At 70.4% G+C, this 19878-nt stretch carries 18 protein-coding genes; 7 read left to right on the forward strand and 11 right to left on the reverse strand.

Translation table 11 applies throughout. The features are described 5' to 3' along the window. Window positions 1–34 precede the first annotated feature (34 nt). Both ACZ5DS_RS12050 and ACZ5DS_RS12055 read right to left on the reverse strand, forming a co-directional pair. Window positions 35–271: a type II toxin-antitoxin system antitoxin gene (locus ACZ5DS_RS12050; RefSeq protein ID WP_468236549.1), complete on the reverse strand. Its 237-nt coding sequence runs from the start codon at window positions 269–271 to the stop codon at window positions 35–37. Next, a complete protein-coding gene (locus ACZ5DS_RS12055) occupies window positions 268–1203 on the reverse strand; it encodes an SPFH domain-containing protein (protein ID WP_468236551.1) in 936 nt (311 codons plus the stop codon). The genes ACZ5DS_RS12050 and ACZ5DS_RS12055 overlap by 4 nt, the downstream gene beginning before the upstream one ends. Before the next feature lie 218 nt (window positions 1204–1421). Here ACZ5DS_RS12055 and ACZ5DS_RS12060 point away from each other — a divergent pair, with 218 nt between their 5' ends. Beyond that, window positions 1422–3809, forward strand: coding sequence for a transglycosylase domain-containing protein (locus tag ACZ5DS_RS12060; protein WP_468236554.1), 2388 nt, complete (start codon window positions 1422–1424; stop codon window positions 3807–3809). 66 nt (window positions 3810–3875) lie between these two features. Here the strand turns inward: ACZ5DS_RS12060 and ACZ5DS_RS12065 are convergent, their stop codons facing one another. From ACZ5DS_RS12065 to ACZ5DS_RS12080, 4 genes are all read right to left on the reverse strand, one after another. After that, complete coding sequence (locus ACZ5DS_RS12065) at window positions 3876–5984, reverse strand: SpoIIE family protein phosphatase (protein ID WP_468236556.1); 2109 nt, start codon at window positions 5982–5984, stop codon at window positions 3876–3878. 281 nt (window positions 5985–6265) lie between these two features. Further along, window positions 6266–6955, reverse strand: coding sequence for a cytidylyl-2-hydroxypropylphosphonate hydrolase (gene fomD, locus ACZ5DS_RS12070; protein WP_468236559.1), 690 nt, complete (start codon window positions 6953–6955; stop codon window positions 6266–6268). A gap of 73 nt (window positions 6956–7028) precedes the next feature. Further along, window positions 7029–8417 carry a class II fumarate hydratase gene (locus tag ACZ5DS_RS12075; RefSeq protein WP_468236561.1) on the reverse strand — a complete coding sequence of 463 codons (1389 nt, stop codon included), beginning with the start codon at window positions 8415–8417 and terminating at the stop codon, window positions 7029–7031. Between the two features lie 131 nt (window positions 8418–8548). After that, window positions 8549–10219, reverse strand: coding sequence for a fumarate hydratase (locus ACZ5DS_RS12080; RefSeq protein ID WP_468236564.1), 1671 nt, complete (start codon window positions 10217–10219; stop codon window positions 8549–8551). Window positions 10220–10387: 168 nt separating this feature from the next. On the opposite strand from ACZ5DS_RS12080, the gene ACZ5DS_RS12085 reads away from it, so the two are divergent. Both ACZ5DS_RS12085 and ACZ5DS_RS12090 read left to right on the forward strand, forming a co-directional pair. After that, entirely contained in the window at window positions 10388–11110 is a 723-nt protein-coding gene (locus ACZ5DS_RS12085; RefSeq protein WP_468236567.1) for a DUF1707 SHOCT-like domain-containing protein, read from the forward strand. 175 nt (window positions 11111–11285) lie between these two features. Further along, a complete protein-coding gene (locus tag ACZ5DS_RS12090; RefSeq protein ID WP_319147745.1) occupies window positions 11286–11660 on the forward strand; it encodes a WhiB family transcriptional regulator in 375 nt (124 codons plus the stop codon). A 288-nt stretch (window positions 11661–11948) separates the two neighbouring features. Here ACZ5DS_RS12090 and glpX read toward each other — a convergent pair whose 3' ends face one another. Further along, window positions 11949–12983 carry a class II fructose-bisphosphatase gene (gene glpX, locus ACZ5DS_RS12095; protein WP_468236570.1) on the reverse strand — a complete coding sequence of 345 codons (1035 nt, stop codon included), beginning with the start codon at window positions 12981–12983 and terminating at the stop codon, window positions 11949–11951. A gap of 127 nt (window positions 12984–13110) precedes the next feature. Here glpX and ACZ5DS_RS12100 point away from each other — a divergent pair, with 127 nt between their 5' ends. Then, window positions 13111–13635 carry a DUF4245 domain-containing protein gene (locus ACZ5DS_RS12100; protein ID WP_468236573.1) on the forward strand — a complete coding sequence of 175 codons (525 nt, stop codon included), beginning with the start codon at window positions 13111–13113 and terminating at the stop codon, window positions 13633–13635. Between the two features lie 101 nt (window positions 13636–13736). Here the strand turns inward: ACZ5DS_RS12100 and ACZ5DS_RS12105 are convergent, their stop codons facing one another. The 3 genes from ACZ5DS_RS12105 to xseA all read right to left on the reverse strand — a co-directional run bounded on the left by ACZ5DS_RS12105 (window position 13737) and on the right by xseA (window position 15903). Beyond that, complete coding sequence (locus ACZ5DS_RS12105; protein ID WP_468236575.1) at window positions 13737–14327, reverse strand: malonic semialdehyde reductase; 591 nt, start codon at window positions 14325–14327, stop codon at window positions 13737–13739. 132 nt (window positions 14328–14459) lie between these two features. Beyond that, window positions 14460–14684, reverse strand: a complete 225-nt coding sequence (locus tag ACZ5DS_RS12110; protein WP_468236577.1) for an exodeoxyribonuclease VII small subunit — start codon at window positions 14682–14684, stop codon at window positions 14460–14462. Between the two features lie 10 nt (window positions 14685–14694). Continuing rightward, window positions 14695–15903 carry an exodeoxyribonuclease VII large subunit gene (gene xseA, locus ACZ5DS_RS12115; protein ID WP_468236579.1) on the reverse strand — a complete coding sequence of 403 codons (1209 nt, stop codon included), beginning with the start codon at window positions 15901–15903 and terminating at the stop codon, window positions 14695–14697. A gap of 216 nt (window positions 15904–16119) precedes the next feature. Here xseA and ACZ5DS_RS12120 point away from each other — a divergent pair, with 216 nt between their 5' ends. Continuing rightward, entirely contained in the window at window positions 16120–17145 is a 1026-nt protein-coding gene (locus ACZ5DS_RS12120) for a 4-hydroxy-3-methylbut-2-enyl diphosphate reductase (RefSeq protein ID WP_468236582.1), read from the forward strand. A gap of 64 nt (window positions 17146–17209) precedes the next feature. Further along, the gene (gene ppgK / locus ACZ5DS_RS12125; RefSeq protein WP_468236584.1) at window positions 17210–17962 is read left to right on the forward strand and encodes a polyphosphate--glucose phosphotransferase; all 753 of its coding nucleotides are present in this window, start codon (window positions 17210–17212) and stop codon (window positions 17960–17962) included. 11 nt (window positions 17963–17973) lie between these two features. Here the strand turns inward: ppgK and ACZ5DS_RS12130 are convergent, their stop codons facing one another. Then, a complete protein-coding gene (locus ACZ5DS_RS12130; RefSeq protein ID WP_468236586.1) occupies window positions 17974–18519 on the reverse strand; it encodes a DUF6542 domain-containing protein in 546 nt (181 codons plus the stop codon). A gap of 180 nt (window positions 18520–18699) precedes the next feature. On the opposite strand from ACZ5DS_RS12130, the gene ychF reads away from it, so the two are divergent. Beyond that, entirely contained in the window at window positions 18700–19788 is a 1089-nt protein-coding gene (gene ychF / locus ACZ5DS_RS12135) for a redox-regulated ATPase YchF (protein ID WP_468236588.1), read from the forward strand. Window positions 19789–19878 lie beyond the last annotated feature (90 nt).

Here is a 19878-nt window from a genome sequence, read left to right on the forward strand (position 1 = left end):
CGGGGGGTATGGAGGTGCAGGTGGGGGGTGATTGTCACGGTTCCGAAACAGGGGGACGGCCCCTGCGGGGCAGCGGCCCCGTGTCCTTCGGCAGTCTCCCCGCATCGGCCAGCGCCTTGCGCAGCAGGAACTCGATCTGCGCGTTGGCGGACCGCAACTCGTCCCCGGCCCACCGCGCGAGCGCCTCGTACACGGACGGGTCGAGCCGCAGCAGCACCTGCTTGCGCTGCTGCGGCCGGCGCCGTGGAGTCTCCTCGGGAGAGTCCGTCACTGGTAGAGGGTCCCCGTGTTCAGGACGGGCTGCGGGGCCCGGTCCCCGCACAGCACCACCATCAGGTTGGACACCATCGCCGCCTTCCGCTCCTCGTCCAGCTCCACGATGTCCCGCTCCGCTATCCGGGCGAGCGCCGCCTCCACCATGCCGACCGCGCCGTCCACGATCTGCCGCCGGGCGGCCACGACCGCGCCGGCCTGCTGCCGCTGGAGCATCGCCGAGGCGATCTCGGGAGCGTACGCGAGATGCGTGAAGCGTGACTCGATGATCCGCACACCGGCCGCCTCCACACGCACCTGGAGTTCGACGGCCAGCTTCTCGGTGATCTCCTCGGCGTTGCCGCGCAGCGAGAGACCGTCCTCCTCGTGGGCGTCGTACGGGTACTCGATGGCGATGTGCCGTACGGCCGTCTCGGTCTGCGTGGCGACGAACTCGGCGTAGTCGTCCACCTCGAACACCGCCTGGGCGGTGTCCCGGACCTTCCAGACCACGACCGCGGCCAGCTCGATGGGGTTGCCGTAGGCGTCGTTGACCTTCAGGACGGCGGTCTCGTGGTTGCGCACCCGCGTGGAGATCCGGGTCCGCGAGGTGAGGGGGTTCACCCAGCGCAGGCCGTCCTGCCGGATCGTGCCGCGGTACCGGCCGAAGAGCTGGACGACCCGCGCCTCGCCGGGCGCGACCGTGTTCAGGCCGCGCATCGCGATGATCGCGGCGAGGAAGACGAGGACGCCGCCGACGATGAGCCCGCCCTTGGCGCCGGCGGCGGAGACCGCCGAGGCACCGGCGAACAGGGCGACGGCGGCGGCGAGGCCGACCAGGCCGAGGAGCAGGGCGAGCCCGCCGCCGATGCTGTGGGCCTGGAACTCCCGCACGCGTGGCGCGGGCATCTCGGGTACGTCGGCGGTCGCGGATGCGTCGTGTGCGGACATGGTGGGTTCCCCCGTTTCGGTGGTGCTCACTTCGGTCTAGCTAAGTGATATCACTTTTAGCGGCCGAAGCAACCCTGCGCCAGCGATATTCGTCGGTTCTCTTTGGGGCGGGTGCTGATTGTCACGTCCGTAAAAGAACGGATCGGACGCCCTTTGTCATATAGGGGGGTGTTAGCTTTCGAAGCTGACCCCGAGACGGAAGCGGAGTGTAGGGACCCATGGGACGAGCGGAAGAGAGACGAGCGCGACAGCGCGGTGGCCGCCGCGCGGCGCCCAAGCGCCACCGCTCGCAGTCCGCGACCGGCACTCCGGCGACGGCGGCCGGCACCACGACGGCGCCCGGCGGCCGGGCCGCCGGCCGTTCCGCCAAGGCCGCGGGGCCTCCCAAGGGCCGCATACGCCGGCTCTTCACCTGGAAGAAGATGCTCGGCACGTTCCTCGGCGCATGCCTGCTGGGCATCGGCGGCTTCATCGCGCTGTACCTCTACGTCGACGTGCCCGAAGGCAACGCCGTCGCCCTGCAGGAGAGCAACGTCTACAAGTTCAGCGACGGCAAGGTCCTGGCCCGCGTGGGCAAGACCAACCGGGAGAGCGTGGACCTGTCCAAGGTGCCCAAGGAGGTCCAGCACACCTTCGTCGCGGCGGAGAACAAGAGCTTCTACCACGACTCCGGAATCGACGTGAGAGGCCTGGCCCGAGGCCTGCTCAACACGGTGACCGGCCACGGCACCCAGGGCGGCTCGACGATCACCCAGCAGTACGTCAAGAACTACTACCTCAACCAGGACCAGACCGTCACCCGCAAGCTCAGGGAGATGGTCATCTCCCTGAAGGTGGACCGGCGGCTGTCCAAGGACGACATCCTCGCGGGCTACATCAACACCAGCTACTACGGCCGCAACGCCTACGGCATCCAGGCCGCCGCCCAGGCCTACTACCACACCGACGCGAGCAACCTCACCGTCCAGCAGGGCGCCTACCTCGCCGCGCTGCTCCAGGCGCCCAGCCAGTACGACTGGGCGGTCGCGGGCCCCGTGGGCAAGAGGCTGGTCAAGCAACGGTGGAACTACGTCCTCGACAACATGGTCGAGCAGCACTGGCTCGACGCCGGCAAGCGGCGGGCGATGTCGTTCGACAAGGACGCGATTCCCAAGGAGCCCAAGGGCGCGCCCGGTGAAGAGGGCCAGAAGGGTTACCTGGTTCAGCTCGCCAACCAGCAGCTCGAGGACCAGTTGATGAAGACGGAGGGCATCAGCCGCAAGGACGCCGAGCAGAAGGTGGTTGAACGCGGCTGGACCATCACCCTGAACATCGACAGGAAGAAGCAGGCCGCGCTGGAGAAGGCGGTCAAGGCGCAGCTGACCAGCAAGCTGAACCCGAAGAAGCGCAAGGTCGACGGCAGCGTCCAGGCCGGCGCCGTGTCGGTGGACCCCAGGACGGGCAAGATCGTCGCCCTGTACGGCGGTGAGGACTACTTCAAGCACTTCTTCAGCAATGCCACCCGCCGCGACTACCAGCCCGCCTCGACCTTCAAGCCGGTCATCCTCGCCGCCGCGCTGGAGCAGAACGCCACGACCCAGAGCGGCAAGCCGATCAACGCGAACACGATCTACGACGGCACCAGTGGCCGCCAGGTCGTGGACCACGGCAGCAAGGTCGGCTTCGGACCGCCGAACGAGGACCACCAGAACTACGGGCCCATCACCGTTCAGACGGCCATGAACCAGTCCGTCAACTCCGTCTTCGCGCAGATGGGCGTCGACGTGGGCATGGGCAAGGTCATGGACACGGCCAAGAAGCTCGGCATGGACACCGAGGGCATGCAGGCGGTGCCCGCGCAGACGCTCGGCTCGATGGGTGCGAGCCCGCTGGAGATGGCGGGGATCTACGCCACGTTCGCCAACCACGGCAACAAGGTGACGCCGTCCATCCTCAAGTCGGCGGAGCAGCGGGACCGTTCGCCCGACATGCCCAAGTCGGTCGGCGGATCGGTCATCAGCCGCACCGCCGCCGACACGGTGACCTCCGTGCTGACCGGCGTGGTCGACGACGGTACGGCCAACAAGTCGGTGGCGAACAACGAGCTGCGCGACGGCCAGCAGGTCGCCGGCAAGACCGGTACCTCCGACGAGAACAAGTCCGCCTGGTTCACCGGCTACACGCCCGACCTGGTCACCTCGGTCGGCCTGTTCGGCGAGGACCAGAAGACCAAGTCCCACGTCTCCATGGTGGGCGCCACCGGCCTGCTCCCGCCCCCCGGCCGCGTCAACGGAGGCACCTACCCGGCGAAGATCTGGGCCGCGTACACCTTCGGAGTCACCAAGAAGTCCACGTTCGACCTGGACACCACCCAGGGCGCCGCCGTCGAGCCGACGGACACCCCGACGGTCAGCCAGACGCCGTCCCGGACCCCGTCGAACACGCCGAGCAGTGCGCCGCCGTCGTCCTCGACCCCGTCCAGGACGCCGTCGCAGACGCCGAGCCAGACGCCGACGCAGACACCCACCCAGACCCCGCCCACCGGAACCCCGACCACCGGTCTGCCGACGGGCGGTGCCTCGGAGGATCCGCTCAATCCGGACAACAGCCAGGGCTTCGGCCAGTAGACGGCGCACGAAAGGGCGCCCGGGGATTCCTCCCCGGGCGCCCTTCGCGTCGTACCGGAGCGGGGGTCAGACCCGGTTCAGCTCGAACCAGACCACCTTGCCGGTGCTCAGCCGGGTCGCGCCCCACCGCCGGGCCAGCCGGTTGACCAGGTACAGGCCGCGGCCGCCCTCGTCGGTGGCCCGGGCCTGCCGAAGGCGCGGCAGCTGGGGCACGTCGTCGCCGACCTCGCAGCGCAGCACGTCCGTGCGCAGCAGCCGGAGCGTGACCGGGCGGGAGGCGTACCGCACGGCGTTCGTGACCACCTCGCTGACCAGCAGCTCCACCGAGTCCGTCAGCTCGTCCAGACCCCAGCGGGCCAGCGCGCGCCGGGCCAGCCGGCGGGCCTGGCCGGGAGCCGTCTCCTCCGGCTCCAGGGTCCAGTACGCCACATCGCTCGGCGCGATCCCGTCGAAGCGGGCCGCGAGCAGCGCGATGTCGTCGTCCCGGTCGCCCGGGCCGAGCATGTCCAGCACCTCGTCACACAGCGCCTCCAGCGGCGGCGGATGGTCCGGCCCGGTCAACTGGGCGGTCGCGGCGAGCCGTTCACGCAGCTGCTCTATGCCGGTCCACACGTCCCGCAGCCGGGACTCCACCAGACCGTCGGTGTACAGCAGCAGCGTGGCCCCGGCCGGCGCGTCCAGCTCGACCGCCTCGAAGTCCACCCCGCCGACGCCGATCGGCGCGCCCGGCGGCACCCGAAGCACCTCCGCGCGGCCGCCCAGGTGCAGCAGCACGGGCGGCGGATGGCCGGCGTTGGCGATGGTGATGCGGTGCGTGACCGGGTCGTAGACGGCGTACAGACAGGTCGCCATGCGGTCGGTGCCCAGGCGCTGCGCCTGCTCGTCCAGGTGGTGCAGCACCTCCTGCGGGGGCAGGTCGAGCCCGGCCAGGGTCTGCGCCGTCGTGCGCAGCTGGCCCATGATCGCCGCCGAGGTCATGGAGTGCCCCATGACGTCACCGACCACCAGCGCCACCCGGCTGCCGGGCAGCGGGATCGCGTCGTACCAGTCGCCGCCCACCCGCGCGGTCTCCGCGGCCGGCAGATAGCGCGAGGCCAGCCGCACACCGGTCGGGCGGGGCAGGGTCTCGGGCAGCATGGTGCGCTGCAACTCGTCGGCGATGTAGGCCTCGCGGCCGTACAGCACCGCCTTGTCGATGCCGAGCGCGCTGTGCGTGGCGAGCTGGGCGGCCACCAGCAGGTCGTCCGCCTCGAACGCGAGCCGCTCCGGGCGGCGCAGGAACAGCGCCGCGCCGATCACCCGGCGCCGGCCGCGCAGCGGCGCGAGGATCGCGTGCTGCCCGCCCGGTACGACCGCCTCGCCGCCCTCACCGAGCAGCTCGGGCAGCGCGGCCCGGGCGGCGGGCGCGTCGGCGAACACCGGCCGCACCCCGCGCAGCACCTCGTTCAGGGCGCCACCGGGGCGCACCTCGCACAGCTCGGTGGTCAGCGACGACAGCTCCGAGAGCGGCGACGGCTCGGGCTCCGGCTCGGGGAACGGCGGCAGCATCAGGCCGCCGTCGGTGTCCCGTTCGTCCGGTATGCGGTCGGTCCGGCGCAGCCGTAGCACCACCGGGCCGGTGGGCCGCTCGTCGCCGACCGGCAGCGGGTCGCGGAGATAGACCAGGATCGCGTCCGAGAACGTCGGCACGGTGGCGCGGCACAGCCCCATCACGATCTCGTCCAGATCGATGCCACGGGCGATCCGCCGGGTCGCCGCGCCCACGAACCTCAGCCGGTCCCCGTCGCGCCGCATCGGCATCGGCCGCCCCGGCGGCAGTCCCCGCCCGGTACGGCGCTCCTGGCCGCCCGGCGCCTTCTCCTCCTCGGCGCCCGGCTGCGGCGGAATGGCTTCCGGCGCGGGACGCGGCCGGTGCGTGTCCGTCTCGGCAGTGGCGGGCTGGGAGTGCTCCGGGCCGTTGACTGGGGGCTCCTTCCCCTTGTTCCCCTTGCCGCAGGGTGCGGTCGTCCCCGGGCCGGAGGGCGGTCCGTCCGCCCGAGCCTGTGCCGGTAAGGCGGAACCGCCCAGCGGCTTCGGGGTACGCAGGAGCGCCCCGCGGGCCTCCGCGGGGTCGGCGCCCGGCTTCGGGCGCTCGTAGGAGGAGGTGGGCTGCTCCGTCACGCGTGTCGAATCCATCCGTCCGGGGCTGCGCGCCGGGCGCGCAGAAGGTCCCGCCGAAATCCCGATACCCGGAATACGTGCCCCAGGAACGGAATTCCCGCGTGGTCAGAGGTTGTTCCTGTGCCGTTGGCGAAGCCGCCACCGACCGCGGTGGTGCCGCCTTCGTACCCCTCGCTCACGTCCTGCCGCCCCCTCGGTGACGTTCGGTCAAGCCCAGCGCATGTTCCGGTAGTTGCTGTAGCGCCCCCTTGCGGAGGACGATCCTACGGTTGTGGACCGGGGGCGCATCAAGGGTCTCATGAGGACACGTACGCGGGCGTACGGTCCCAGTCCTCGGGGAGTGACGGTACCGCCCAGGAGGGGTCCGGGCGCCAGTGCTGCCAGCCGTCCGAGAACGGCGGGTGCCAGGCGCCGATCGCCGCCACCGCGGCCCGTCCGGCCGCCCGCACCCGTGCGGCGGTCGCCTCGTCCATCAGCCCGTCCCGCTGGGCCTGTGCGAACTCGTCCTCGTCCCGCCAGTGCCAACTGCGGTCCGGGTGCACCGAGATGTCCAGGAAGTGGTCCTCGGAGTCCACACCGCCCTTCCAACGGACCAGCGGTTGCTCAAGGTTGACGTACCAGTTCTTGAACCGCCAGCCCGGATCCCAGAACAGCCACACCGACCAGGGCTCGCCGGGCCGGGCCAGCTTCAGCACGCCCGTGCCGAACCACCGGTCCCGCTGCACCGTGCGCGGCTTGGTGTAGCGGGTCTCCAGCGGCTCCCCGTGGACGGGCGTGCCGTCGGCCAGCACCGGCTTCACGCACTCGGTGCCCGGCGCCAGCCACACCGCGAGCAGCTCCTCGTCGTCGCGGACGACGGTGACGGGCCGCGCGATGTGGAAGTGCGGGCCGGCGTTCTCCCGGTACCGCCACAGGATCGGGGTCCCTGGGGTCCAGTAGGCCGCAGGTCCGCCTGCCACTCGTCGCACCGCTCCGTCGTCTGTCATGCACAGATATTAGGTGCCGGAGGCATACGACGCTGCGGCGAACGTCACGGGTTCAACTGACCGGCGCCCCTTGTCACGGGTGCGTCATCCGCAGGACATCCAGTGCCTCGTCCAGCTGCTCCAGGGTGAGCAGGCCGCGCTCCACGTACCCGCCCTCCAGGACGACCTCCCGGATCGTCTTCCGCTCGGCCAGGGACTTCTTGGCGACCTTCGCGGCCTCCTCGTACCCGATGTACTTGTTCAACGGGGTCACCACCGAGGGCGAGGACTCGGCGTACTCGCGGGCCCGGTCCCGGTCGGCCTCGATACCGTCGACCGTACGGTCGGCCAGCAGCCGGGAGACGTTCGCGAGCAGCCGGATCGACTCCAGCACGTTCTTGGCGATGACCGGGAGCATCACGTTCAGCTCGAAGTTCCCGGAGGCGCCCGCGGTGGCGATGGTCGCGTCGTTGCCGATCACCTGGGCCGCCACCATCAGCACGGCCTCGGGGAGCACCGGGTTGACCTTCCCCGGCATGATCGACGAGCCCGGCTGGAGGTCGGGCAGCCGGATCTCGGCGAGACCGGTGCGCGGCCCGGACGCCATCCACCTCAGATCATTGGCGATCTTCGTCAGCCCCACCGCGATCGTCCGCAGCTGGCCGCTGGTCTCCACGATCCCGTCCCGGGCGCCCTGCGCCTCGAAGTGGTCCCGTGCCTCGGTGAGCGGCAGCCCGGTGGCTCGCGCGACCTCCCTGATCACCGCGGCGGAGAACCCGGGCGGCGTGTTGATCCCGGTGCCCACGGCCGTCCCGCCCAGCGGCAGTTCGGCCAGCCGGGGCAGCGAGGCGCGCAACCGCTCGACGCCGTACCGCACCTGGGCCGCGTACCCGCCGAACTCCTGACCCAGCGTCACCGGCGTCGCGTCCATCAGGTGCGTCCGCCCGGACTTCACGACGTCCGCGAACTCCTCGGACTTGCGGGTGAGGGAGTCGGCGAGGTGCTCAAGGGCCGGGATCAGGTCGTGCGTGACCGCACCGGTGGCCGCGATGTGGATGGAGGACGGGAACACGTCGTTGGACGACTGCGAGGCGTTGACGTGGTCGTTCGGATGCACGTCCCGGCCCAGCCGCTCACTGGCGAGGGTGGCGAGGACCTCGTTGGTGTTCATGTTGGACGAGGTCCCGGACCCGGTCTGGAACACGTCGACCGGGAAGTGCTCGTCCCACGTCCCCTCGGCGACCTCCGCCGCCGCCTCCTGGATCGCCTCCGCGACAGCCTTGTCCAGCACGCCCAGCTCGGCGTTCACCTTCGCCGCGGCCGCCTTGATCCTGGCCAGCGCCGCGATGTGCGCCCGCTCGATCCGCTGCCCGGACACGGGGAAGTTCTCGACGGCACGCTGGGTCTGCGCCCGCCACTTGGCGTGGGCGGGGACGCGGACCTCGCCCATGGAGTCGTGCTCGATGCGGTATTCATCGCTCATGCCGGGTACAGCGACCGGGGCGGCGGCAATGTTCCTGGTGTTGACCCGAACGTGGCCGAAGGGCTGAGCCCCTGGGGATGGGACCGGCAGGGGCGGCCGGGGCGAGATCCATCCCCGCCGCCCCGGAGGCACTACGCCAGGCCGGGCCCACGCACCGGGATCGACGTGAACGTCGGCGCCGGGGCAGGATCCTGGAAGAAGTCGTTGCCCTTGTCGTCCACGACGATGAACGCCGGGAAGTCCTCGACCTCGATCTTCCAGACGGCCTCCATGCCGAGTTCCTCGTACTCGACGACCTCGACCTTCTTGATGCAGTCCTGGGCGAGGCGGGCGGCGGGGCCGCCGATGGAGCCGAGGTAGAAGCCGCCGTGCGTGCCGCAGGCGTCGGTGACCTGCTTGCTGCGGTTGCCCTTGGCGAGCATGACCTTGGAGCCGCCGGCCGCCTGGAACTGCTCCACGTAGGAGTCCATGCGGCCGGCCGTCGTCGGGCCGAAGGAACCGGAGGCGTAACCCTCGGGCGTCTTCGCCGGGCCCGCGTAGTACACCGGGTGGTCCTTCAGGTACTGCGGCATCTCCTCGCCCGCGTCCAGCCGCTCCTTGATCTTGGCGTGCGCGATGTCGCGGGCCACGACCAGCGGGCCGGTCAGCGACAGGCGGGTCTTGACCGGGTACTTCGTCAGCTCGGCGAGGATCGTGTCCATCGGCTGGTTGAGGTCGATCTTCACGACGTCCGACGACTCGTCGAGGTGCTCGTCCGTCGTCTCCGGCAGGAAGCGCGCCGGGTCCTTCTCCAGCTGCTCCAGGAACACGCCCTCGGCCGTGATCTTGGCGACGGCCTGGCGGTCGGCCGAGCAGGAGACGGCGATCGCCACCGGGCAGGACGCGCCGTGCCGCGGCAGGCGGATGACCCGGACGTCGTGGCAGAAGTACTTGCCGCCGAACTGCGCGCCGATGCCGATCTTCTGCGTCAGCTCGAAGACCTTCTGCTCGAGGTCCTTGTCACGGAAGCCGTGGCCGAGCTCCGAGCCCTCCGCCGGGATCTCGTCCAGGTAGTGCGCGGAGGCGTACTTCGCGGTCTTCAGCGCGTACTCGGCGCTGGTACCGCCGACCACGATCGCCAGGTGGTACGGCGGGCAGGCGGCCGTACCGAGCGAACGGATCTTCTGCTCCAGGAACTTCATCATGGAGCCCTCGTTGAGGACGGCCTTCGTCTCCTGGTAGAGGAAGCTCTTGTTGGCGCTGCCGCCGCCCTTCGCCATGAACAGGAACTTGTAGGCGCCGCCGTCGGTCGCGTACAGCTCGATCTGGGCCGGCAGGTTGGAGCCGGTGTTCTTCTCCTCCCACATGGTGAGCGGAGCCATCTGCGAGTAGCGCAGGTTCAGCTTGGTGTAGGCGTCGTAGATGCCGTGCGACAGGTTCTTCTCGTCCTCACCTTCGGTGAGGACGTTCTGCCCGCGCTTGCCCATCACGATCGCCGTGCCGGTGTCCTGGCACATCGGGAGCACGCCGGCCGCCGCGATGTTCGCGTTCTTCAGCAGGTCCAGCGCCACGAACTTGTCGTTGCTCGACGCCTCGGGGTCGTCGATGATGCGGCGCAGCTGGGCGAGGTGGGCCGGGCGCAGATAGTGCTGGATGTCATGGATGGCCTCCTCGGCCAGCTTGCGCAGCGCCTCCGGCTCCACCTTGAGGAACGTCCGCCCGTCCGGCCCCTCGACGGTGGACACACCCTCCGAGGTCACCAGCCGGTACGGGGTGGTGTCCTCGCCCTGGGGGAGCAGATCGGTGTACGCGAACTCAGGCATCTCAGCCCATTCCTCACTCTGACGGACGGCCGCCCGCCGACGCTGGCGGGCCTCACCAGCGTAGAACCTGCCACCGACACGGAACCTGTGAGGTAAGGCTCAGTTCCCGGACACGCGGCTTGTCCCCACCCCTAGTCGCGATCTATCGCGTTTCGGTACGCTGCTGTCGTGGACCTTCAGAAGCATGCCCAGCCCCAGGCCGGCGCGCCGCGCGTGTCCGAACTGCGCGCCTCGGACGCCGACCGTGACCGCGTCGCCGACATCCTCCGCGAGGCCCTGGCCGAGGGCCGGCTGACCGCCGACGAGCACGCCGAGCGCGTGGAGGGGGTGCTGCACGCCAAGACGGTCGGCGAGCTGGACGTCTTCATCCGCGACCTCCCGGCCGCCCACCAGCGGCCCGCGGCCCCCGCCTACACGCCCGTACCGCCCCGCCCCACCCCCGGCGCCGTACCGGCCGAGGCCGACGCCAACGTGGTGGCCGTCTTCAGCGCCGCCATGCGCAGGGGTCGCTGGCGCCCCGGACGCCGGCTCCACGCGTACGCGGTCTTCGGCACGGTCGAGATCGACCTGAGCGAGGCGATCTTCGAGTACCAGCAGGTGGTGATCAAGGCCGTCTCGGTCTTCGGCGACGTCCAGATCCGCGTCCCGGAGAACGTCTCGCTGCGCGGCACGGGCGGCGGTGTGCTCGGCAACTTCGAGGTGGACACGCTGGACTCCGTCGATTCCGACGCGCCGGTGGTCTACGTCGACGGGTGGGCCGTACTCGGCAACGTCGAGGCGCGGCCCAAGCGCGGCAGGCGCGTGGCGGACATCCTCGACCGGGTCCAGGGCAGACTCGACCGTGTCCAGGACAAGGTCGACCGGAAGATGCGCAAACACCTGGACCGTTGACGGTCGCGAATCCGCCGCCGGCACGTGGGCCGCGGCTCCGCCGCGGCGGGTGCCTGGGGGCGTGAACAAGCCGCCGCGCGCCTGCGGTTGGAAACGCTGTGCATAGGCGCGCGCACAGCGGGTAGGCCTTGCTGCATCGTCGCTCACTCGCGAAGCCGTCGTCAGGAGTAGACCCGTGCTGCAACCGCCGCATTCGTCCCTGCAGGTAGCTGCCGTTCCGGCCCAGCGGGTGCCAGCGCGAGACAGGGACCAAGACGCACCCTGGCACACCGAGGCGGTGTGCCGGCGCGACGAGGCCGGCCTGTTCTTCGCCCCCTCCAAGGAGCCGACGGCCGCCCGGCTGTCCCGTGAGGAGGCGGCCAAGCGGGTCTGCGCGCGCTGTCCCGTCATGGTCGAGTGCCGCGAACACGCCCTCCTCCAGCCCGAGCCGTACGGCGTCTGGGGCGGCCTGACGGCAGCGGAACGCCGCGTGGTCCTGGCGAGGCGCCGCAGGCGCGAGGTGGAACTGAAGAAGGCGGCACGAGCGACGGCGAACCGCATAGCGGGTTAGAGCCTGTGTCATATCCCCGGTCGGATCAGCGCGCGGCGTCTGGTGCGTGCGATCGCAAGGCGCCGGAGCGCCCTCGATGGGGGTGCCCCCGCGCGAGCGAAGCCGAGCGTGGGGGAGGAGCCACGTGGGTGGTTCGGCAACGCGGCTGGGGGTCCCCCCACGCCCTTAAGGCAGTGGGGGAGTGCGTGCCAGGCGTCGCGCGCCCGGCCGGGGATATGACACAGGCTCTCAGGGCATGAGTATGGGCGCCCTCTCCGCACAGAGGGCGCCCAAGGTCTTTCAGGGGTGCTACTTGGCCCGGTCGAAGTCGATCGCGCTGTAAGCCCGCAGCTTGCTCAAGCGGTGCTCGGAGTCGATCCGCCGCACCGTCCCGGACTTCGACCGCATCACGATCGAGTCGGTGGTCGCGGTCTCCGACCGGTAGCGGACCCCGCGCAGCAGCTCACCATCGGTGATGCCGGTGGCGACGAAGAACACGTTCTCGCCGGTGACCAGGTCCTCGGTCGTCAGCACCCGGTCCAGGTCGTGCCCGGCGTCGATGGCCCGCGCACGCTCCTCGTCGTCCTTCGGCCACAGCTTGCCCTGGATCGTGCCACCCAGGCACTTCACGGCGCAGGCCGAGATGATGCCCTCCGGCGTACCGCCGACGCCGAGCAGCAGGTCGATGCCCGTGCCCTCGCGCAGCGCCAGGATCGAGCCGGCCACGTCGCCGTCGGAGATCAGCTTGATGCGCGCGCCGGCTTCCCGGACCTCCTTGATGATGCCCTCGTGGCGCGGCCGGTCCAGGATGCAGACCGTGACGTCCTCGGGGGCGGACCGCTTGGCCTTGGCGATCCGGCGGATGTTCACGGCCACGGGCGCGTCGATGTCGACGAAGTCCGCGGCCTCGGGGCCGGTGACCAGCTTGTCCATGTAGAACACGGCGGACGGGTCGAACATGGCGCCGCGCTCGGTGGCGGCGAGGACGGCGATCGCGTTGGGCATGCCCTTGGCCGTCAAGGTGGTGCCGTCGATCGGGTCGACCGCGATGTCGACCTCGGGTCCGGTGCCGTCGCCGACACGCTCCCCGTTGAAGAGCATCGGGGCCTCGTCCTTCTCGCCCTCGCCGATGACGACGATGCCGTTCATCGACACGGTGGAGACGAGGGTTCGCATGGCGCGCACCGCGGCGCCGTCGGCGCCGTTCTTGTCGCCGCGCCCGACCCAGCGGCCCGCGGCCATCGCCGCGGCTTCGGTCACCCGGACGAGTTCCAGGGCGAGGTTGCGGTCGGGAGCCTCGGAGGGGACGTCCAGCTCGGACGGGAGGTGATGATTCTCGGTCATCGGAGCGCACCTTTCTGATACGACGACGGCCGGATGAGGGTGTTGGCCTCGACTCTATCGTTAGGCAGACAAAATGAGCAGGGGACCCCACGGATGAGCGCTCCGGGCACCTGCGACGATAGGGGGCGTGGCAGGTTCGAACGGTAAGCAGAAGACGGTCCGGGACATGATCCTCTCCCTGGCCCTCATCGGGGTCGCGGCGGCGGTCATCTATCTCTTCGTCCCGCACAACGATCACGCTCCCGACCTCAAGCGGGTCGACTACGCGGTCGAGCTGGCCACGGCGCGCCGCGCGGCGAGCTACCCGGTGGCCGCTCCGGAAGGCCTGCCGGGCACCTGGAAGGCGACCTCGGTGCGCTACCAGGGCGAGGAGTCCGACCGCTGGCACCTCGGCTTCCAGGACCCCGACGGTCAGTACGTGCAGGTCGAGCAGTCCACTCAGAAGCGCTCCGAGTTCATCGACCAGGCCAGCCAGGGCGCCTCGGCGACGCAGCGGACCGAGAAGATCGGCGACCGCACCTGGACCCGCTACACCGGCGGCCGCTACGACGCCCTGGTCCTGGAGGACACTCCCGGCTCCACGACGGTGGTCGCCGGTACGGCCTCCTTCGACCAGCTGACCAAGATGGCGGCGGCGCTGAAGACGGGGTGAGCGCGGCCGTACGGAAGCTGCGGTGACCGCACCCGTACACACGCATACGCAGGAGGCCCCCAGCGACGCTGCTGGGGGCCTCCTGCCGTACTCGGGGCGGCTCAGACGGTCGTGATGACGTCCTCGTACGCCAGGCGCGGCGAGCGCGGGAACCAGGCGTCCGGGCCCGGTCGGCCGATGTTGACGACCATCAGCGGGGTGTGGTCGTCGTCCAGGAACTCCTTGCGGACGCCCTCGAAGTCGAGGCCGGTCATCGGGCCGGCGGCGAGGCCCGCGGCACGGACGCCGATGATGAAGTACGCGGCCTGCAGCGCGGCGTTCAGCGCGGCGGCACCCTCACGGGCCGGACGCTCGCTGAAGAACACGTCCTTGGCCTGCGGGAAGTGCGGGAACAGGGTCGGCAGCTCCTCGTGGAACTCGTTGTCCGCGGAGAGGATCGCGACCAGCGGGGCGGCGGCGGTCTTCGCCTGGTTGCCCTCGGCCATGTGCTGCACCAGGCGCTCGCGGGCCTCGGCCGAGCGGACCAGGGTGATGCGCAGCGGGCTCTGGTTGAAGGCGGTGGGGCCGTACTTGACCAGGTCGTAGATCGCCTGGACCTGCTCCTCGGTCACGGGCTCGTCGGTGAAGGTGTTCGCGGTACGGGCCTCGCGGAACAGCAGGTCCTGGGCGGCGGGGTCAAGGGCGAGAGACATGCGTGACTTCCTCGGGTGCGCGTCCGGTCCGAGGTGCCGGACCGGCTTACGGCAACGACGGTACGCCAAGGAAGTTCAACCTTCAACCAAAGCGGGAGCGTGGTGATCCGCTTCACAGCGTCAGGCTCCCGCCTACTCGCTCTCTTCCTCGACCTCTTCCTCGGCGAGCGCCGCGTCCAGCCGGGCCCGGGCGCCCTCCAGCCAGCGCCGGCACACCTTGGCCAGCTCCTCGCCGCGCTCCCACAGCGCCAGGGACTCCTCCAGCGTCGTACCGCCGGTCTCCAGGCGTCGTACGACCTCGATCAACTCGTCCCGCGCCTGCTCGTACGAGAGCGCCTCATCCACCTTGCTGGTCATCCCACCAACCCTAGACATCGACTCGAACGGTGAACTCACCCCCGGCGACCCGCGCCCGCAGCGCCTCGCCCTGGGTGACCTCTTCCGGGTCCCGGACCACATGCCCGTCGCTCTTCTGCAGCACCGCGTAGCCGCGCTTGAGCGTGGCGGCGGGGGAGAGGGCCACCACGCGCGCGTGCGTGTGCGTCAGCTCCGACTCGGCGCGGTCCAGGAGGTGGCCGAGGGTGCGCCGGCCGCGGTCGAGCAGGGAGGCCACGTGGTCGGCGCGCTCGTCGATCATCCGGTGCGGATCCTCTATCGAGGGCCGCGCCAGCGCATGCGCCAGGCCCCGCTCCTCACGCTCCACGAACGCCTGCACACACCGCCGGGCCCGGTCCCGCAGCATCCGCACCCGCTCGAACTCCTCGCCCACGTCCGGCACGACCTTCTTGGCCGCGTCGGTCGGGGTCGACGCGCGCAGGTCGGCCACGTGGTCGAGGAGCGGATTGTCCGGCTCGTGCCCGATGGCGGAGACGACGGGCGTACGGCACTGGGCCACCGCCCGGACGAGCTGCTCGTCGGAGAACGGCAGCAGATCCTCCACGCTGCCGCCGCCCCGGGCGACGATGATGACGTCCACGTCGTCCATCACGTCCAGCTCCTTGACGGCCTGGACGACCTGCGGGACGGCGTGCACGCCCTGGACCGCGACGTTGCGCACCTCGAAGCGGACGGCGGGCCAGCGGTGCCGGGCGTTCTCCAGCACGTCCCGCTCCGCGGCGGAAGCGCGGCCGCAGACCAGCCCGATCAGCTGGGGCAGGAAGGGCAGCGGCTTCTTCCGCTCCGGCGCGAACAGCCCCTCGGCGGCGAGCGCCTTCTTCAGCTGCTCGAGCCGCGCCAGCAGCTCGCCGACACCGACGGGCCTTATCTCGGCGGCCCGCAGCGACAGCTGCCCGCGCGGGGCGTACCACTCCGGCTTCGCAAGGACGACGACCCGTGCGCCCTCGCCGACGACATCGGCGACGGCATCGAACACCTGGCGATAACAGGTCACGCTGACGGAGATGTCGTACGAGGGATCCCGCAGGGTCAGGAACACGACCCCGGCCCCCGGCCGCCGCGACAACTGCGTGATCTGCCCCTCGACCCACACCGCACCGAGCCGATCGATCCAGCCCCCGATCAGCCGGGAGACCTCACCAACGGGAAGAGGTGCTTCGGGCGACGTGTTCACAGCCATGCGGCGAGCGTAACGGTCCCCTCCGACACCGGGCTCCGAAGCGCCGCCGGGGTGCGGACCGTCGCCGGCTGGGGGCGCGTCGTGGCTGGTCGCACAGTTCCCCGCGCCCCTAGCCCCGGTGACGGCGACGTACACCCCGGTGTCGGACATAGGGACCGGTTTTCCCCTGAAAGGGATGGGCACGCGATCTCCGGCCCGCCCGAACGCACCCTTACGATGGGTGCCATGACCGCTTCGCCTGGCCGCCGTGTCCTGCTCGCCGCCCCCCGAGGCTACTGCGCGGGTGTGGACCGCGCCGTGATCGCCGTCGAGAAGGCCCTGGAACAGTACGGGGCCCCGATCTACGTCCGGCACGAGATCGTCCACAACAAGTACGTCGTCCAGACCCTGGAGAAGAAGGGCGCGATCTTCGTCGAGCGGACGGAGGAGGTCCCGCCCGGCAACATCGTGATGTTCTCCGCGCACGGCGTCGCCCCGGTCGTCCACGAGGAGGCCAGGCAGGGCCGCCTCGCCACCATCGACGCGACCTGCCCGCTGGTCACCAAGGTCCACAAGGAAGCCGTCCGGTACGCCGATGAGGACTACGACATCCTCCTGATCGGCCACGAGGGCCACGAGGAGGTCATCGGCACCTCCGGCGAGGCCCCCGACCACATCCAGCTGGTCGACGGCCCCGAGGACGTTGCCAAGGTCGAGGTCCGCGACGAGTCGAAGGTCGTCTGGCTGTCCCAGACCACCCTCTCCGTGGACGAGACCATGGAGACCGTCGACGCCCTGAAGACGAAGTTCCCCGGGCTCGTCTCCCCGCCCAGCGACGACATCTGCTACGCCACCCAGAACCGGCAGCTCGCCGTGAAGCAGATGGGCGCCGAGGCCGAGCTGGTCATCGTGGTCGGCTCGCGCAACTCCTCCAACTCCAAGCGGCTCGTCGAGGTCGCCAAGCTGGCCGGCTCCCGCGCGGCCTACCTGGTGGACTTCGCCAGCGAGATCGACGAGGCCTGGCTGGAGGGCGTCACCACGGTCGGCGTCACCTCCGGCGCCTCCGTCCCGGAGGTCCTGGTCGAGGAGGTCCTCCAGTGGCTCGCCGAGCGCGGCTACGGCGATGTCGAGCTCGTCAAGGCGGCCGAGGAGTCCATCACCTTCTCGCTGCCCAAGGAGCTCCGCCGCGACCTGCGCGAAGAGGCCGCGGCCCTGGTCGCCGAGCGCGGCGGATCGGGCGCATCGGACACCGCTGCCGAGTGATGTACGGCCCCACGCGGGGCCGTACTCCGTAGTGACTGTCAGTCGTCCGTCGTAACGTGGAGCCATGCAGATCTTCGGCGTGGACATCGGCGGTTCCGGGATCAAGGGCGCCCCTGTGGACCTGGACAAGGGCGACCTGGCCCAGGAGCGGTGCAAGGTGCTCACCCCGCACCCGGCTACGCCCGACGGCGTGGCCGACGGGGTCAAGCAGGTCATCGACCACTTCGGCTGGACGGGCCCGGTGGGCCTGACCTTCCCCGGAGTGGTCACCGGCGGCGCCATGGTCCGCACGGCGGCCAACGTGGACAAGAGCTGGATCGACACGGACGCCCGCGCCCTGTTCAGCGACCGGCTGGGCGGCCATCCGGTGACCGTGGTCAACGACGCGGACGCGGCGGGCGTCGCCGAGATGCAGTTCGGCGCCGGGCGGAACCGCGGGGGCACGGTCATCCTGCTCACCTTCGGCACCGGCATCGGCAGCGCCGTCTTCATGGACGGCGCCCTCGTGCCCAACACCGAGCTGGGCCACCTCGAGCTGCACGGCCACGACGCGGAGAAGCGGGCCTCCAGCAAGGTGAAGGACGACGACGGGCTGTCCTGGCAGCAGTGGGCCCACCGCGTCCAGAAGTACCTCGCCCACGTCGAGATGCTCTTCTCACCCGAGCTGTTCATCCTCGGCGGCGGGGTCAGCCGCAAGGCGGACAAGTTCCTGCACCACATCGAGGGCATCAAGGCCGAGATCGTCCCGGCCCAGCTGCAGAACAACGCGGGCATCGTCGGCGCGGCGATGCGGGCGGCGCAGGACCACGTCGGTTAGCGGGTCGGTGCTCAGGTGCGGCGCCGGCGGGTCCGCACCCACAGCACCCGGCGCACGAGCACGATCACTCCCGCGATCAGCGTCCCGCCGTACAGCCAGCCCGCCTGCGTGGCGAGCCCGGTGACCAGCCCCATCAGCCGTCCGAAGAGCCCCCCGCCGTCGGCGACGGAGAAGAGCCCCACCGCGAAGGCGATCGGTACGACGACGGGCGCGGTGAGCAGGTCCCCGCCGCGCACCCACAGCGCGGTCAGCACGCACACCGGCAGGAACAGCACGCCGTACAGCGTCAGTGACGCCCCGAAGAGCAGCTGGTCGAGACAGCCGAGCAGGAACATCGCGGCCGCGCAGAACAGCCCCCCGCCGAGCCCGGTGAGCCGGGGCCCCGGCACCTCGCCGCGCGGCACCGGCCGGGCCGCCCGTACCGGCCGCGCGGCCCGCTTGGCCCCCCGTGGGCGCCGGTTCTCGCCCGCCGGCCGTCGTGCCTGCGGCGGCAGCGACGCGGGCGGTGCGCCGCGTCGCCGTCCGCCGTTCGGGGGTCGCGTCCTGTGATGCTCCACTGGACCAACCTAGGTCGGTTAATGTGCCGAATCGCCCCTCAGACACGCCGATGAGGAGAGGTTGGCCGGGCGTTCGACGCTCCCGCGAGCCTGCCGCCGCAGACGCCGTAGACTGGTGGATCGGCCAGTGTCTCTGGCCCCTGGCAGCCCCTGGCCCTCTCATCTACGGGAAGTCGCAACGTGTCGCTCACGATCGGAATCGTCGGCCTGCCGAATGTCGGCAAGTCGACCCTGTTCAACGCCCTGACCAAGAACGACGTGCTGGCGGCCAACTACCCGTTCGCCACGATCGAGCCGAACATCGGCGTGGTCGGCGTCCCCGACGCCCGCCTCGCCCAGCTGGCCTCGATTTTCGGCTCCGAGCGCATCCTTCCGGCCACGGTCGACTTCGTCGACATCGCCGGCATCGTGCGCGGCGCCTCCGAGGGCGAGGGCCTGGGCAACAAGTTCCTCGCGAACATCCGTGAGTCCGACGCGATCTGCCAGGTCATCCGTGCCTTCAAGGACGAGAACGTCGTCCATGTCGACGGCAAGGTCTCGCCCAAGGACGACATCGAGACGATCAACACCGAGCTGATCCTCGCCGACCTCCAGACCATCGAGAAGGTCCTGCCGCGCCTCCAGAAGGAGTCTCGGATCAAGAAGGACGTCGCTCCCAAGGTCAAGGCGGTCGAGGAGGCCAAGGAGATCCTGGAGAAGGGCGACACGCTCTTCGCGCACGGCATCGTCCAGGGCACCGAGCGCAACGAGCTCCTCCACGACCTGCACCTGCTCACCACCAAGCCCTTCCTCTACGTCTTCAACGTCGACGAGGACGAGCTGACGGACGACGCGTTCAAGGACGAGCAGCGCGCCCTGGTCGCCCCCGCCGAGGCGATCTTCCTGAACGCGAAGCTGGAGGCCGACCTCGCCGAGCTGGACGAGGAGGAGGCCCTGGAGCTCCTGGAGTCCGTCGGCCAGCACGAGCCGGGCCTCGCCACCCTCGCCCGGGTCGGCTTCGACACCCTCGGCCTGCAGACCTACCTCACGGCCGGCCCCAAGGAGTCCCGCGCCTGGACCATCAAGAAGGGCGCCACCGCCCCCGAGGCCGCCGGTGTCATCCACACCGACTTCCAGAAGGGCTTCATCAAGGCCGAGGTCATCTCCTTCGCCGACCTGCTCGAGACCGGCTCGGTCGCCGACGCCCGCGCCAAGGGCAAGGCACGGATGGAGGGCAAGGAGTATGTGATGCAGGACGGGGATGTGGTGGAGTTCAGGTTCAATGTGTGAGTGGTTCGTTACCGTGAGCTAAACGGTTCGTCAAACGTGCAAGTCAGATGGGGCCGGGCTCTGTGAGTCCGGGCCCATCTGCGTTCCCGT

Source organism: Streptomyces sp. NPDC031100, from assembly GCF_055570785.1.

Bases quoted from the DNA above. Each gene is read 5' to 3' on its own strand.
- ACZ5DS_RS12055 (WP_468236551.1), bottom strand. From the start codon at position 1,203: ATGTCCGCACACGACGCATCCGCGACCGCCGACGTACCCGAGATGCCC.
- ACZ5DS_RS12060 (WP_468236554.1), top strand. From the start codon at position 1,422: ATGGGACGAGCGGAAGAGAGACGAGCGCGACAGCGCGGTGGCCGCCGC.
- ACZ5DS_RS12065 (WP_468236556.1), bottom strand. From the start codon at position 5,984: ATGGATTCGACACGCGTGACGGAGCAGCCCACCTCCTCCTACGAGCGC.
- fomD (WP_468236559.1), bottom strand. From the start codon at position 6,955: ATGACAGACGACGGAGCGGTGCGACGAGTGGCAGGCGGACCTGCGGCC.
- ACZ5DS_RS12075 (WP_468236561.1), bottom strand. From the start codon at position 8,417: ATGAGCGATGAATACCGCATCGAGCACGACTCCATGGGCGAGGTCCGC.
- ACZ5DS_RS12080 (WP_468236564.1), bottom strand. From the start codon at position 10,219: ATGCCTGAGTTCGCGTACACCGATCTGCTCCCCCAGGGCGAGGACACC.
- glpX (WP_468236570.1), bottom strand. From the start codon at position 12,983: ATGACCGAGAATCATCACCTCCCGTCCGAGCTGGACGTCCCCTCCGAG.
- ACZ5DS_RS12105 (WP_468236575.1), bottom strand. From the start codon at position 14,327: ATGTCTCTCGCCCTTGACCCCGCCGCCCAGGACCTGCTGTTCCGCGAG.
- ACZ5DS_RS12110 (WP_468236577.1), bottom strand. From the start codon at position 14,684: ATGACCAGCAAGGTGGATGAGGCGCTCTCGTACGAGCAGGCGCGGGAC.
- xseA (WP_468236579.1), bottom strand. From the start codon at position 15,903: ATGGCTGTGAACACGTCGCCCGAAGCACCTCTTCCCGTTGGTGAGGTC.
- ACZ5DS_RS12120 (WP_468236582.1), top strand. From the start codon at position 16,120: ATGGGTGCCATGACCGCTTCGCCTGGCCGCCGTGTCCTGCTCGCCGCC.
- ppgK (WP_468236584.1), top strand. From the start codon at position 17,210: ATGCAGATCTTCGGCGTGGACATCGGCGGTTCCGGGATCAAGGGCGCC.